The organism is Marinomonas sp. KMM3893, from assembly GCF_004352855.1.
Lineage (GTDB): Bacteria > Pseudomonadota > Gammaproteobacteria > Pseudomonadales > Marinomonadaceae > Marinomonas > Marinomonas arenicola.
Genome location: NZ_SJSC01000001.1, coordinates 792896 through 808378 on the forward strand (window position 1 = coordinate 792896; position 15483 = coordinate 808378).

Annotated in this window: 12 protein-coding genes; 4 read left to right on the plus strand and 8 right to left on the minus strand. The window is 45.1% G+C overall.

Features of this window, described 5'->3' with window-relative positions; all coding sequences use genetic code 11:
* The first annotated feature begins 126 nt into the window (after positions 1–126).
* Positions 127–2640, plus strand: a complete 2514-nt coding sequence (locus E0D71_RS03630; protein ID WP_133001915.1) for an EAL domain-containing protein — start codon at positions 127–129, stop codon at positions 2638–2640.
* A 19-nt stretch (positions 2641–2659) separates the two neighbouring features.
* Here the strand turns inward: E0D71_RS03630 and epmA are convergent, their stop codons facing one another.
* From epmA to E0D71_RS03645, 3 genes are all read right to left on the minus strand, one after another.
* Positions 2660–3637 carry an EF-P lysine aminoacylase EpmA gene (gene epmA, locus E0D71_RS03635; protein ID WP_133001916.1) on the minus strand — a complete coding sequence of 326 codons (978 nt, stop codon included), beginning with the start codon at positions 3635–3637 and terminating at the stop codon, positions 2660–2662.
* Between the two features lie 79 nt (positions 3638–3716).
* On the minus strand, positions 3717–4853 hold the full coding sequence (locus tag E0D71_RS03640) for a cache domain-containing protein (protein WP_165942941.1): 1137 nt from the start codon (positions 4851–4853) through the stop codon (positions 3717–3719).
* A gap of 291 nt (positions 4854–5144) precedes the next feature.
* Positions 5145–6068 carry a histone deacetylase family protein gene (locus E0D71_RS03645; protein ID WP_133001918.1) on the minus strand — a complete coding sequence of 308 codons (924 nt, stop codon included), beginning with the start codon at positions 6066–6068 and terminating at the stop codon, positions 5145–5147.
* 144 nt (positions 6069–6212) lie between these two features.
* Here E0D71_RS03645 and E0D71_RS03650 point away from each other — a divergent pair, with 144 nt between their 5' ends.
* Positions 6213–8615 (plus strand): GNAT family N-acetyltransferase, encoded by a 2403-nt coding sequence (locus tag E0D71_RS03650; RefSeq protein ID WP_133001919.1) that lies wholly within the window; start codon positions 6213–6215, stop codon positions 8613–8615.
* Positions 8616–8689: 74 nt separating this feature from the next.
* On the opposite strand, the gene E0D71_RS03655 is transcribed toward E0D71_RS03650, so the two are convergent.
* Positions 8690–9088: a hypothetical protein gene (locus E0D71_RS03655; RefSeq protein WP_133001920.1), complete on the minus strand. Its 399-nt coding sequence runs from the start codon at positions 9086–9088 to the stop codon at positions 8690–8692.
* Positions 9089–9506: 418 nt separating this feature from the next.
* Here E0D71_RS03655 and E0D71_RS03660 point away from each other — a divergent pair, with 418 nt between their 5' ends.
* The gene (locus E0D71_RS03660) at positions 9507–9944 is read left to right on the plus strand and encodes a DoxX family protein (protein ID WP_133001921.1); all 438 of its coding nucleotides are present in this window, start codon (positions 9507–9509) and stop codon (positions 9942–9944) included.
* Between the two features lie 130 nt (positions 9945–10074).
* Here E0D71_RS03660 and E0D71_RS03665 read toward each other — a convergent pair whose 3' ends face one another.
* Entirely contained in the window at positions 10075–11172 is a 1098-nt protein-coding gene (locus E0D71_RS03665) for a porin (protein ID WP_133001922.1), read from the minus strand.
* A gap of 487 nt (positions 11173–11659) precedes the next feature.
* On the minus strand, positions 11660–12235 hold the full coding sequence (gene efp, locus E0D71_RS03670) for an elongation factor P (RefSeq protein ID WP_133001923.1): 576 nt from the start codon (positions 12233–12235) through the stop codon (positions 11660–11662).
* Positions 12236–12379: 144 nt separating this feature from the next.
* On the opposite strand from efp, the gene epmB reads away from it, so the two are divergent.
* Entirely contained in the window at positions 12380–13441 is a 1062-nt protein-coding gene (gene epmB, locus E0D71_RS03675; RefSeq protein WP_243711917.1) for an EF-P beta-lysylation protein EpmB, read from the plus strand.
* A gap of 30 nt (positions 13442–13471) precedes the next feature.
* Here the strand turns inward: epmB and E0D71_RS03680 are convergent, their stop codons facing one another.
* Both E0D71_RS03680 and E0D71_RS03685 read right to left on the minus strand, forming a co-directional pair.
* Positions 13472–14755: a ribonuclease J gene (locus E0D71_RS03680; protein WP_207923318.1), complete on the minus strand. Its 1284-nt coding sequence runs from the start codon at positions 14753–14755 to the stop codon at positions 13472–13474.
* A gap of 300 nt (positions 14756–15055) precedes the next feature.
* The gene (locus E0D71_RS03685) at positions 15056–15478 is read right to left on the minus strand and encodes a PACE efflux transporter (RefSeq protein ID WP_133001924.1); all 423 of its coding nucleotides are present in this window, start codon (positions 15476–15478) and stop codon (positions 15056–15058) included.
* Positions 15479–15483 lie beyond the last annotated feature (5 nt).

Consider the following 15483-nt stretch of genomic DNA (forward strand, 5'->3'; position numbering starts at 1 on the left):
GCACCTAAAAATGGCTAATGCGTTGATAATCTTTACTTTATTCGAATTGCAATTTCATCGACTTTAAGGCATTTTGCTTCCTACTCGCATGCGTTACACGTTAATTAAGGAAGATGGTCAGTAGGAATGTATTCCAATAGCTTTTATTGCACTTCACTCGCGTCGTTTATTTCGCAGATAAAAGACCAAGAAATACCTGATTTAATCCAAATATACGGCACTACTCCTGTTAAAGAAATGGCAACATGGGCTTCATCACTGACAAGGTTGTTTCCTACCGCGTGTCGCATCGGCATGGCTTGTGATCGCCATATTTACAATGGTGACATTAAAGCCACTGGGATGACGGTCATTTTCTCTTATTTTGACAACACCCAACTCATTCATAATAGCGCGCCATTTTCACAACAAACTCAACAGGTCGGCCAAGCACTGTTTGAACCCTTAATCACCACTCTAGGTTCTCAACAAGCTGCTTCTTATATTGTGTTAACCGATAACCACGGTTTTCTCTCGAACCAATTTTTCAGTTACCCAAATGAACATGATTGTTTAATAAGCGGGGGACGCGCGGGATTGTCTGATGCGACACAGAGCTGGGTTTTGTATCAAGACAATGTACTGCAAAATCACGCCCTGGCCGTGGGCTTTGTCAATCCAAATTTATTGGTACACAGAGACATTTTTGTCGACAGTATTCGCATTGGTCAGCGGATGCTGGTGACCTCCAGCGAAGGCAATATCTTAAAATGCTTGGATCACTTACCGGCTCAACAAGTGTATCAGCGCTATCTAACAAATGGTGAACGACTACAGCTGCCCATCGCGGCTCAATTTGCATTGCAAACCGTGGACGATAGTCTTGAAATTAATGCCATCCCTATGCAACTAGAAGCCGATGGCGCATTAACCATGAGTGAGCCGCTAGCGGAAGGTGCTCAGGTTCAATTTTTGTATATTAACCCATCGCATTCTATCTACTCGGCCACCTTGAAAACACAAGAGTTAGAGACCTTGCAGCCTGAAAGCGTCTTTGTCTTCAAATGCATCAGTCGCAATGACGTTAATAGCGAATCGCCAACAGAGAACCTAGCGCTTATTGGCTCTTCGCAGACACTCAATGGGCCTTATTGTTACGGTGAGTTTTACAGCTCGCAGTTTGGTACTCATAACCGCCAGCACGCCCTCACTTATTTGGCATTTAGCGAATCAGCAGTGAGCGAACAAAAAAACCAACAAACGCTTACCCTACCTGCGAACGAAAACCCTATATTCCCTATTCTCAATCTCATTAACAATACGTTATTAGATATTGAACAAGAACGTAAGGCTTTGTCTTTATTAAAAAATAATGACACGGATAACAACTGGCTTTATGACTTTCAAACCGGCTTACTCAATCGCTTTGCACTACTAAATCGATTGCAGAAACACGATGATATTTTGCATTTGGCGGTGATAAGAGTACGTAACTTCCGCTTAATTAACGAGCAATATGGGTACAGTGTCGCCGACGATCTATTGGCTCAATTGGCCCATCATATAAAACACCAGTTAACGCTCGATGGTACTGAACTGGGGTTCGTATGCTATCGACTGTCAGCCAATGAAATCGCCGTATCCATTGAGACCAAAATCACCCCGAAAAGAACCCTACAAGTCTTCCATAAATTAATTGAGAAAATAGAAGACAGGGCTTTTTTAACTACCGACTCGGCAAAAAATTTACTCACCCTCACATTGTCCGTTGGCTTAGCGTCGACCAAAGACCACAACGGCCATACTTTGTGCCAACACCAGCATTTATTAATAAAAGCCAGTGAAGCACGACGCTTTGCTCAAACCAGCAATTTGCCGCTCTCTTGGAATGGGGACATACAGCATCAATCTGGCTCTGGGGAAAACTTAGAGTGGATTCAAAGCATTCGAAAAGCGTTAGAAAACGATCAGGTTTTTGCGTATTTCCAGCCTTGTTTTGATAGCCAGACGACTCAGCAAGTCGGCGCGGAAGCGCTCTTACGAGTGCAAATAAATGGCGAAATCATTGGCCCTTTCGCGTTCTTAAACTTGATAAAACAAACTCAGCTTTACCCAAAAATCACACTACTGATGCTGGCTCAATGCGAGCGTTTGCTCAAGCAGTACCCGGATATCAAGGTCGCGCTGAATCTGTCGATATTGGATTTTAAACATCAAGCCACACTGGATACGTTAAAAAGTTTCTTTCAGCGTAATCAAGTCGCAGGCCGCTTAACCCTTGAGATTACCGAATCCGAGTCGATCCAAGATTACGAATGGATCAACCCGATTCTGGCAGAATTTCGTCAAGCGGGGGCTTTATTGGCGATTGATGATTTCGGCGCTGGCTATTCCAATTTGGAGAAGCTTATTTCATTGGACCCTGACATTCTCAAACTGGATGGCAGCATCATCAAAAATATTGATCACGATGAGAAAATGCAGAAATTGGTGCTTAGCATTAACAAGCTGGCTCATTCTCTAGGGATAAAAACCCAGGCGGAATTTGTCCACAACCAAGCAGTACACGATTACCTTGTGGACATAGGCGTGGATTATCTACAGGGCTATCATCTTTCCAAGCCGTTAAGCGAAGCGCAGTGGATAAAGACCTTCGAGTAAGACGGCCATAGTTAACCTTTTAAGCCCGCTGATGAGCAAACGGCAGCACCGCTTCTATGTGTTGCTGTTCGCACAACAGCATTAACAGTCGATCAATGCCCAAGGCAACACCTGCACAGTCTGGCAAGCCTGCCTGGAGGGCGCTGATTAAGCGCTCGTCAAACTGTCGTTCCGCCAAGCCTAGAGTTTGCCGGGATTGCTTATCCTCGTTAAAACGCTGCTGCTGCTCCTCTGCGTCCGTTAGTTCATAGTAGCCATTGGCCAGTTCCATACCTTGCCAATACAATTCAAAGCGAGCCGCTACTGACTGACCTTTTGCATCTTGGTAAATCTTCGCCAGCGCCGCTTGGCTAGTCGGATAATCATGGATAAAACAAGGCTCATTTTGACCAATAGCCGTCTCAATCACACTCGCAAAAATCAATTCTAGCAAGGTGTCTCTGTCTTCTTCTTGCAGGCCATATTCTGTGTGTTTATGGGCGCATTCTTGCAACTGACGCAACGACGCCGTAAAGGGGTCCAAATCAAGATAACGAAGAAATGCCTGCTGGTAGCTTAAACGCTCACATTTCAATGCATCATTTTGCAAGACACACGCTAGTAATTGCTCTATCTCATCCATCAATTGCCAGTGATCAAAACCAACGCGATACCACTCCAACATAGTAAATTCAATACTGTGGCGACGGCCAATCTCTTCCGCGCGAAACACCTTACCTAGCTGATAAATAGAACCAGAACCAGCACACAACAAGCGTTTCATGGCGTATTCAGGGGAGGTTTGCAAATAATAAGTCAGTGACTTTCCAAGCGATTGTGTGTGACTGGTCAGCACCTCAATATGAGGGTCAGTAATGCTCGCTAACGACAAACAAGGGGTGTCCACTTCCATCACGTTTCGGCGGCTAAAAAAACCACGAATGGTCTGAAAAAGCTGAGCACGCTTTTGCAAAATCGCGATATCAGCACTGGGTTGCCACAAAGATGCGTCGTACATAAAAAAGGCTCGATTAAATAAACACAATCATAACAAAACCTCCTCTTAGTAGAGGAGGTTTTGCTGAAAATAGCGCCTTTTATTCTTCTGGAAGTCCACGAACCTCAGATTCTGTCACGACTTTATTACGCCCTCTTGCTTTGGCAAAATACATGCATCGATCGGCTCTTCTCACCATATCAGAGAAGGAATCTTGTGGGCTCGCCACGGCGACACCGGCACTTATCGTAATATGAAAATGTTCGCTGTCGGAGTAATGAAAAACATGCTTGGCTGTTGCAAGTCTTACTTTCTCTGCAAACATTCGACATTCTTCTTCAGTAGCGTGCAGCAGAGCAACCATTTCTTCCCCACCATAACGAAATACATTTTTGTGAGGCAATAACTCTTTTTGGATAATACTGCTAATGGCTGACAGTACATTATCGCCATAATTATGACCGTATTGGTCGTTTACTTTTTTAAAAAAGTCGATATCAAAAAATATCACTGACAAAGGTAAAGAGTGCTCTTCTTTAAGCATTCTAGGGCCTATTTCATCTAAATAGCTGCGCCGATAAAGACGCGTCAATCGATCAAAAATAGCCACCTCTCTAAGCTCTGTTAAATAGCGTTTATATAATTGCAACGAAACGAAAATGCTTAATAAAAACAACCCGATAATAATGAGTAAGCCGATATAAATTTGGCTAACAATCTCACGATTTAAATCGCTTACATACAAGCCAGTACCGACAATCCAGCCCCAGGGTTTAAACAGCGCCACATAACTGAGTTTTTGCGCCAACACCTCGTCATCCGGTTTTGGCCAATAATAAGACACAAAGCCACTGCCGCTGTGTTGAGTGGTTGTAATAAACGCCTTCACAAAGAACTTGCCATCTTTGTCTTTAGAGTGAATTAAAGACTGGCCCACACTGCTCTTATTATAAGGGTGCATTAACATCACCCCTTTGGTGTTAAGGACCCAAAAATAACCATTGTCTGAGTATTTAAGTTTCTCTATATATTCTAAAAACTGATGCTGTGCTTCAGCCTTGGTTAATTTTCCCTCAAGAGCGTCTTCGTAAACCTCATGCATTAGGCTCATGACTGTATCTACTTGAGAGTGAATCAGAATTTTTCGTTCTTTGAGTATGGAGCTATAAAGGTGCCAAACAATGACAAACAGCAAAACAACCATGCTGATCAAGCTGACAAGGGAAAGGGTTAGCATGTGCTTTTTAAATTTAGAATAGCGCATCAAAAATAGACCATTGAAACAAACCAAGAGACTAAATAACACCTTGCTCGCGGCCTGTAATACCCAATAGAAAAACCTGATCTTTAATGGAGAATCCTAGACCAAAAGATCAACTTTCAAATAATGATGGGACAACAAAGATCTGCCCGTTTCTATTTTAACATAGCCTTTTTGATGCGCGGAAAACGTTTCAATAAAAGTGGTTATTTACTCGTCTTTATTGCCCTAAATGACGAAAAACACGATAAAAAAATCGCCACGACGTTACATTTTCATCAAGCTTCGAATATGGCTAAATGCACATCGCCCTAATGCATCTAAGTGATAGCCGCCCTCTAATACAGAGACAATACGCCCCTGACAGTATTGCTCTGCCATAGTAACAAGCTGCTCCGTTATCCATTGAAAATCACTGTCCTCTAAACGCAGTTGCCCCATAGGATCAGACTTATGCGCATCGAATCCAGCAGAAATCATAATCAACTCTGGTCGGAAAGACGCTAATCGAGGGAAGAGCACATCCGTCATTGCGGTGCGAAATTCCTGACCACCAGAACCGGCTTCCAAAGGCATGTGCATTATATTGTCATGGGACGCCCCTGGGTCCGCATAGGGGAAAAAAGGATGCTGATAACTCGACGCATACAGCACATTAGGGTCGCCCTTAAAAATGGCCTCTGTGCCATTGCCGTGGTGTACATCAAAATCGATAATGGCCACGCGCTTCACACCACCATGTGTCAGCGCATGCTTGGCGCCTACGGCAATGTTATTGAAGAAACAAAAGCCCATTGCGCGGTCTATTTCAGCGTGATGGCCAGGCGGCCTTACCGCGCAAAATGCATTATCCATTTTGCCACTCATCACCAGATCCACTGCTTGTACAACCGCGCCAGCTGCGTGCACCGCAGCCGCAAGACTGTGTGGCATCAACAGGGTGTCGGCCTCTATTTCAATATGGCCTTGCTCTGGTGCTTTCGCAAAAATGGAATCAACGTAGGCAGAATCATGGACAGCCTTCAATTGCGCTTGTGTCGCAGGTAAGGCCTCGACACAGCGTAGGTAGTCAAGTAACTGCCCTGCAATCAGACGATCACGGATCGCCCCCAAACGCTGGGGGGATTCAGGGTGCGCTTCGCCCATGTCATGTTTGTCACAATGGTTGTGAGTAATGTACGCGGTCGTCATCTTCATTCCATCCGTTATTATTCTTTTATGCGCTAAGCAATTCGTTTTATTCTGAGTGAAATCAAAACATAAATCGAGCCAAATGCGCTATCCTACTATGGTCTACACGCCCATATTGGGTATGCATTTTAGAGGAGAGTCCCTGTGTCACAGCATGCTTTGCAAGCGCTTTTAGCCCCCTCTTCCACGGTCGTTCTGACGGGGCAGGATGCGGCAGACCCTATTCTCACCGCCTTATTGAAGGCGCTGAGTAAAAACAATAAGGGTCTCACCCTTGTCGGAGTCAAGCCACATTGGGGTGCTGAAAACTCGCCGATTAAGCATTACTCTTCTCTCAGTGAACTCACTCAACCCTACGACTTAGCGATCCTGGCCGGTAAAACCACGCAACCAATGAGTGAAATCATCGCCGCTTGCAGTCAAGCTGGCATTCACGCCTTGCTAATGCTTTCTTGGACTGGCGAGCCACCAAGCGATATTCAACACCACCTAAGACAACATAATGTGCGTCTATTAGGGCCAAATAGCTTCGGAATCTGTCGACCAAAACAAGGTATTTCAGCTTGGCTAGGGCTCACGCACCCCCTCCCTGGACGATTAGCACTCATGTCACAGTCTGGCACAGTCGCGAGCGCGCTTGTCGATTGGGCTAGCTGGCAAGGTATTGGCTTTTCACAAGTGGTGGCGATGGGGTCACCGGTCGATGTCATGCCTTCTCAGGTACTCGACTTTCTATCTAACGATTTTGAAAGCCAAGCCATCTTGATGTATTTACAAAGTGTCGGCCAACCAACCCGTTTTCTAAGCAGCTTGCGCGCAGCAAGTCGCAGTAAACCGGTCGCCGTGGTAACCGAGCACAACCTAGGCGCCGACCCAAGAGTATTAGACGCGGCCTTGATGCGAACAGGGGCGGTACGAGGCCGTCGCTTAAACGATTTGATCGGTGCCGCTTCGGTCATGACCAATGCGCGCCGTATTAAAGAAGGCGCCTTGATGATCATAGGGAATGGCGCAGGGCCTGGGGAATTGGCTGCTCAACGGGCCGCGGAGTTGAATCTGTCGTTATTAGAACCTGATAAAGTGCTGCGCGAACAATTGGAAAACATTGTCGATCAACGCGGTCATATCGGCCCAGTCAGCACCGTCTGGGCGAGTTGCCCAAGCGATGTCTTTGTTGATCTGGCACAAACGGCGTTAAGCAGTAAATCCTGCGGTGCCGTCTTATTAATGTTAAGCCCAACCGCCTTGATTGATCTGTCTTCCTTTTACGAGCAAGTCATCGCACTGCATCGTAAACAGAAAAAGCTCATCATGGTGTGTCTACTTGGTGGTGGCGATATTGTCTCTATGCGAACTCGCCTCAATGAAGCAGGAATCCCAACATTTCGCACGCCTGAAACCGCCATTGAAGGCTTTCAATTTCTAGAGCAATTCCAGCGCAACCAACAGCTTGCAAAACAGTCTCCTGACAGTAATGCCGCCAGTCAACAAGTCAATATAGAACAAGCGAGAAAGCATCTTAAGACCTTCATCCGTCAAGGGAAGACACAGCTCTGCGCCGCCGATTTCGCCCCTGTATTGGCTTTATTTCACCTGAGTTTCGCCCAGTTCCCTCGTTCGCAGAGTGTCATCAAGGCAGCTTTGCATGTACGGATTTTTCGCGACCCTGTTTTTGGTACCGCCATAGGTGTTGCCCTAGGTGGGTCTGATCAGGGTTCTCCGCAAAAAAGCGAAGTCGTCGGTTTACCACCACTCAATACACTGTTGGCAAGGGATCTTATTTCCCAGTTATTACCACCTGGCAATTACCCTCAAGTGGAAGCATTACTACTGAATGTCTCCAGCCTGGCGTGTGAACTGCCTGAATGCCAAACCTTACAATTAAGCAAGCTCTACATAGACCAATATGACTGTTTAAACGGTGACATTGCCATCACGCTTGCCCCTTGTAGCAACGCACGTCGCTACGACCATTTGGCGATTCAGCCTTACCCGCGACAATGGGTCAGTCACCTAACATTACGAGATGGCAGCAACACCACAGTGCGGCCAGTTCGCCCCGAGGATTCCCCTCTGATTGCAGATTTTGTCCGTGGAATGTCGAAAGAAACCCGCTACTTACGCTTTATCTCGAATATTGAAGAACTTACGCCACGCATGCTCTCCAGTATGTCGCATATCGATTACGATCGAGAAATGGCCTTCATGGCAGTTCATGAGATAAACGGCAAAGAACGCTTAATCGGCACCTCGCGTTATATTGATAATTTCGATGACCAAAGCTGTGAATTTGCCGTGGTATTAGACGATGAGTTTCAAGGCCAAGGTTTGGCCTCTTACTTGATGAAACAGCTTTTTCTGGCCGCTGCCGACAAAGGGATTCGAGTTATGCAAGGTATTGTTTTGGCAGAAAATAAACGCATGATCACCTTCTGCAAACACCTTGGTTTCAGCATCAAAAGAGACCCAGACGACATCAGCCAAGTCATCGCGACAATCACGCTAACCAACGAGGTCATCGCAGCCTTGCAAGCTAAAAAAGAGTAAGACTGTAGTGGAGAAAACTAAAAAGCTCGACACAGGATCGAGCTTTTTAGTCATCTACAGGGAACTAGTGTCTATTAGCGGGTACAACGGTAACGGCCATTATTATATGCAGAATGCTCTATTCCTTTAGAGTCAAAGCCAATTTTTCCTTTGCAGGAGGCGTATTCATAAGTGCCTCTACTTTTCAATGTTGTGGCTTTTTCGCCATACGCACGGATATTGGCAGATTGTGTGTAGTAGGTGTTTCTAGGCCCGTCGCCACATTCTTTTTTGCTGTATTTCAGGTCGCCACACCAGACGACAAAAATTTGATAGCTGCATCGATTTTTAAAAATAAGGTTATGAGAACGGTTTGAATTTGTAGACACATCCAGACACCGTTCAGCACTTTGTCCTGGGTTTGCCGCCTGCGCATTTACGCTTGCGAATAAAGCGCCAACCGCCATGCACATTAGTAGTGAATATCGTTTCATATTGATCTCCAAGCAAACTACCCTCTATTAGAAAAAGGTATTGAGTATTAAACATCATTATTTTTCTCTACCGCCACTCATACTTTATGACATTTATTTACAAACTCAAGACAAAATAGAAACAATAGCGTATAAATTATTCTTAATACTACAAATAGAATGGGATGAGTAAGCGGAAGCAAACTGCCTTCAATCATGGCAATAGCCCACTAAATAGAGGCATTCTCGACAAATGGGCTGAAGATACACGATTTACATTAGCGTATTTTTTAATCTTCGAATCTCTGACCCTTTCTTTTAACAACTAAAACCCACATCAAAATTTTTGAAGGTTTCCGTTAAAAATCTTCGTTATTCTTATTCGACAAGTTTGATTATAGTAAGTGGCAATTCAAACAGTCTATTTCTTGAGGTCAATATGTCTACATTCGTTCAGAAAATTACTCACACTACTTCCGGTATTGCTAGCACAGTATTACGTGTTCCAGTTGGCCTTGTTTTGATGGCCCACGGTTCACAGAAATTGTTCGGCATGTTTGGTGGCTATGGTTTAGAAGGAACCGGTCAATGGATGGCCTCGATCGGCCTTAACCCTGGCTATTTGATGGCACTGCTGTCTGGTTCTAGTGAATTTTTTGGCGGCTTGGCTCTGTTACTGGGCCTATTAATTCGCCCAGCCTCTGCTGTGGTTGCCTTCACTATGTTAGTGGCTATTTTCTCTGTGCACATTTCCAACGGTTTGTTCATGGCAAACAATGGCTATGAATATGCTCTGACTTTATTCGTGGTGGCTGTTTCTTTGATGATCAGCGGCGCAGGTTCTTACTCTGTTGATAAAATACTGTCTAAACAATAACTCACGATAGGTACCGCATCGTGAGCTTGTCATAAAGAGACAAAAAAAAGACGAGATGAAAAACATCTCGTCTTTTTTGCTTTAAGCCTCACTTAATAAGGAATGTTAACCTCAACTAAGGTAAGGAAGCTTAAAAGTTATATTGAGCACTAACGGCGATCTCGTTTGTACCAAGATGCTGTGATGCATCGTCATAGTTGAAATCACTTGAAGACGCATAGTTAGTATCTAGGTCGCCATTGTTGTGACGATACTCTACCCAGGTTAAGGCATTCGAAGTAATGTTGTATTCAACGCCTAGCTTGTAGGAGCTGACAGCTTCATAGGCGTCTGTCAGCGCACTACCTGAACGACGTTGCACTCCATAGCCTGTGTACAAGCGGTATTGATTAATATTATACGCACCAACTAAGTCGTATGAGTCTATGTTGGTTTCAGAGTTCGATGAGGCCCCGTTATCTGCACGAGCGCCCAAATACACAAACGCCATGTAGAGGTTTCCAACAGCGTAATCCGCCCCTGCCCCATAGGTATTAATTTTGGCGTCATTTTCAAAGGTTTGATTAGCAAATGCAGCGCGCAGATTTAGTCCAATCCCTGTATCGTAAACCGCCGCGGCTGAGTAGGCGTTATTCTGTACATCGTTCTCGGTTTCGCCCACATTGGTACCGGTGACATCTGTACCATCTTCATTATGAAACTGATAACTGGCTTGAACCGTAACAGGACCATAGTGATTGGAATAAATCGCAAGGCCAGATTGTCGAGATTCCCCATACAGACCACCTTGAGCTTCCATTCCCCATTGGTCAAAAATATCGATCGTACTAACTAGGCTGGTATATACAGGCGTGTACTGCTGGCCAAAGGAGACGCTACCGTCTTCCCCAAAATCTGCGCCAAGGTACATATAGCGTGTTTTGAACTTGTTGCCATCACTGGTTTCGCCCGCCACTTGCCACTCAGCTTTACCAAATATGGAAACGTCTTCGTTGATCTGAGTCGAACCTTTTAATCCCAAACGCGCAGAGGATGTCATATCACCTTGCGTATCTGTCGTGTACTTATCTGAATCTGAATTGTTACCACCAGCATTGGTGGCATCAATTTCCACACGCCCATAAACATCCAGTGTTTGTCCACCAGTGTTATAAACATTCGCTGCGTATGCTGGCGCTACCATACTGGTCACTGCCGGTATAGCAAAAGCTAATATTGTTCTTTTCATGAAAGCGGTCCTCTGCGTTTTTTTTATGCGGCGGTACTATAAACAGAGAAGTTCATTTTTTATGTATCTGAACAGAGGAAGATGAGCGCAAGAAAACAGGATTATGAAGATTTCTTCTAATGCCGAAAAAGAGAAGAGAAATCACAGCGAAAAGTCGTTAAAAACACAGATAACGCACAATAACGTCAGTATCTTTAAAAAAACACCGCTTATAAATTTATTTTTGTCTTATAAAACAAGGATTTAAAGCCTTATTTCACAACATTCCTGATGTAAAACAGGCACAGAGTCATAGATGATCCTTATTGTGATAGAAAAAGCACATTGGATTTAACCATTCGATAATGGTTATCAATACACAAGAAAAACAAAACGCCACTCAATTAAAAGACGCCTTATTAAAAGGGGGGGAAATAGAGTCAAAAAAGCCCTCAATGCGCAAACATTGAAGGCTTTTTAAGAGAAATAATCACCTTATTTTAGAGGATTATTTGCCGGTGGCACGTGATACATATTCGCCAGTACGCGTATCAACACGCAATACTTCGCCAATATTGATAAATAGAGGAACGCGAACCATAGCACCTGTTACTAAGAAAGCTGGCTTAGAACCACCGTTCGCCGTGTCTCCCTTAACACCTGGATCTGTTTCCTTCACTTCCAACTCAATGAAGTTAGGAGGTGTAACGGCAAGAGGTGCGCCGTTGTATAGAGTAATAACGTACTTCTCTTGCTCTTTAAGCCACTTCATTGTGTCGCCTACCGCCGCTTCGTCTGCAGCGTGCTGCTCGAAAGAACCGTCAGTCATCATGAAGTGCCAGAATTCGCCGTCGGTGTACAAGTACTCCATGTCAGTTTCCATGACATCAGCGCCTTCTAGCGTATCACCAGACTTAAAGGTACGCTCCCAAACACGACCGGAACGAAGGTTACGCAACTTTAGGCGGTTAAACGCTTGGCCTTTACCTGGTTTAACGTGTTCGTTATCCAAAATCGCACATGGATCACCATCAACCATTACCTTGGTACCACTGCGCATTTCGCTAGTAGAAATATTAGCCATACATCCTCACCGTGTATTTTTTAGAGAAAAGGCCCCAACTGACGTATCATGTCAGCCTGACGATCTCAGCAAACATCTTTTTAACAATAAAAGAACGTTTGCGAAGATCTCAAAGAGCCTAAGGCCTATTCGGCCTGAAATAAGTTGGCGCTAATCATAACCCAAATTAACTCTATTTTGCAGATATTTGACGTGATCCCGATTCAAACAGACAGTACTTTCACTTGGTCGCAACACCTTTCTAAGGCGTTAACGAGCTTACCTGAACTTATCCAGCACCTAAATCTACCAACCAGTATGGTAAAAGACGGCGGTGACGCTCAAACGGCCTTTAAGTTATTGGTGCCACGTCCGTATTTATCACGCATAGAAAGCGGTAATCCAAAGGACCCTCTTTTACTGCAGATTCTGCCCAGCGCCGCAGAAATGCAAGTCGTCCCTGGTTACACGGCAGACCCATTAGAAGAAGCGGATCACACTCCGCAAAAAGCCATTGTTCATAAATACAAACGCCGTCTATTGGTGATTGCGGCTGGCAGCTGCGCCGTAAATTGCCGTTATTGTTTTCGTCGCCATTTCCCTTACGGTGAAAACCAATTAGCTCAGTCAGAATGGCAATCCGTCATCGACTACTTAATCGCTCACCCCGAGGTAAACGAAGTGATTCTAAGTGGTGGAGACCCTTTGATGATGAAGGATTCGTTACTCGCCGATAAGGTGGCTAAGCTTGAGTCCTTACCTCAGATCAAACGATTGCGAATTCACTCACGCTTGCCGGTGGTGATTCCGCAACGAGTATGTGATGAGATGCTGCATTGGATCAAAAAAAGTCGTCTGGACATCATTATGGTGTGGCATATTAACCACGCTAACGAAGTGGACGATCAGGTAATACACGCCGCCACACAATTAAAGCAAGCGGGCGTTACCTTGTTGAATCAAGGCGTATTATTAAAAGGGATAAACGACACAGTAGACGCGCAAGTCAATCTCAGTGAAGCCGTGTTTAAAGCCGGCTTATTGCCTTATTACATGTTCACCTTAGACCCAGTAGACGGGGCCGCTCACTTTGATATCAGTATTGAGCAAGCACAACGTCTAATGGGAAAAGTAGCGGCAGAATTGCCTGGCTACCTAGTGCCAAGGCTCGCCAAAGAAATCCCCGGCAAGCAGGCAAAAACCGTCTTTGCACCCTTGACTGATTAGCGTGTCTACGCCGAAACGCGGCGCATACTTCTAACGAGCCAACGCAATTCGAGAGGTTTTTACTAACTGACGGCGAACACAGATTTGTGGTGCCAATTGATACAAATCGCCATTGCGGCCAATCAATTGGCGAGGTACCTGACTGGCTTTCGCCACTTGCCCATTGGCCTCTAAATGCGCGGCTTCACCATGGCAAGGCACCGCTATTTCAGGTTGCACCCAAGAGTACAACTGGCTCAGTTCGTCTTTGCAGGGATGCCCACTCACATGAATAGTAAGCGCCGTATCTTGCTGCTGTAAGGTGCGGATTTTTCGCCCTTTAAACTGCTCAACCAATCGCATAATCGCCGCTTCATTTCCGGGGATCATCATGGCACTAAAAATCACCAGATCATCCGCGTCCAAACTGAGATCAAAACAATTATCAGCGGCCAATCGATTAAGCGTCGCTCTCGGTTCACCTTGGCTACCCGTGACAACCGCCAACACCTCTTCTCTTGGCAAATAGCCTAAGTGAGCCGAGTCAATGACGGGCACATCATCCGGCCAATAGCCAGTGGCTTTGGCGGCCCCCACCATATTAATCAGCGAGCGACCTATCAAGGCCAAATAACGCCCTGTCTCTTTTGCGACTCGCCCTAAGGCGACGAGTCTTGCCACATTACTGCTAAAACAACCAACGACAACACGACCTTTTTCAGGCGCTATGGCTTGTAACAGCCCCTCGTAACACTCACTTTCTGACAACGAATGCCCATCTCGCAATGCGTTAGTCGAATCACACACCATCGCTTTCACACCCGTTTTCGCCAGCGCTTGAAAACGCGAGGGGGAAAACCCTTCACCAATAATCGGCTGTTTATCAATTTTCCAATCACCAGTATGAAAGACACTCCCTGCTGGGGTATTAATCGTCATCGCAAACGGCTCTGGGACAGAATGAGTTAACGCCAGCCAAGACACCGAAAAAACACCAATCTGTTGTGTTTCATTTTCATTAACGACAATCACCGGCACCTCATCGGCCAATCCGACTTGGACGAGCTTGCGACGTAGCACTTCGGCGGTAAAGGCAGTGGTGTAAACAGGGCATTGGAAGCGGCGCCATAAAAACGGCAATGCCCCCACGTGGTCCTCATGAGCATGAGTAATGACAATGCCCGCGAGGCGTTCTTTTTGTGCTGAGATAAAACTTGGATCGGCCGACACCACTTCTGCAGTGTGAAGATCATCTGGCTTAAGTGGCTCATTAAATGACACCCCACAATCTACCATTAGCCATTGGCCGTTATGACCATAAAGGTTCATATTCATGCCAATTTCCCCTGTTCCTCCCAGAGGTAAAAACCACAGATCTTGTTCCCTTGGTATCAAAGATGAGATAGCTGACTCCCGTTTATGCAAATAATTTTCTCTATGGTACGCGCTTATTATAAAGATATCAGTTTGCCTAGGAAGCCTGCGAAACCTTAAGGGACTAAATTCCTCAGATTTGCATAAATTTGATCTTACCCTCTCTTTGTTTACCCACAGTGAAAGTGATTTGGGCTTGCATCAACGCATAAAACGACCGCACTTAAGTCGATGGCATCAGCGCGGCCATGGTCCGCTTTATTAGGCTTTTGCCGCTGGTATAGGAAACACATAATCGTAAACTAGGTTATAAACAAAGGCGTAAACCAAGTAGAAAACGACTATCCCCATATCGAGTGCAAAGGCACTAATAAGACTAATATTTAGCCACCATGCCATAATCGGCAAACTGATCGTCAGTAAACCCAACTCAAATATCAGCGCATGAAGTACACGAACCAGCGTTGTTTTATGAACACGTCCTGTTTTTTTGAGCATAAACCGATCAAACAGAATGTTGTAATAATAATTCCAACCCATGGCAATGAGCGAGAACGCAATCGCCAACACGCCAATTTTCTTCATATCCATGCTCATCAGCTGACTGATACCTAAAGTCAAAATGATCAAACCAAATACTTCAAAGCCAATGGTATGTCTGAGCCTATCAAATGTCGTGCGCATTTCTT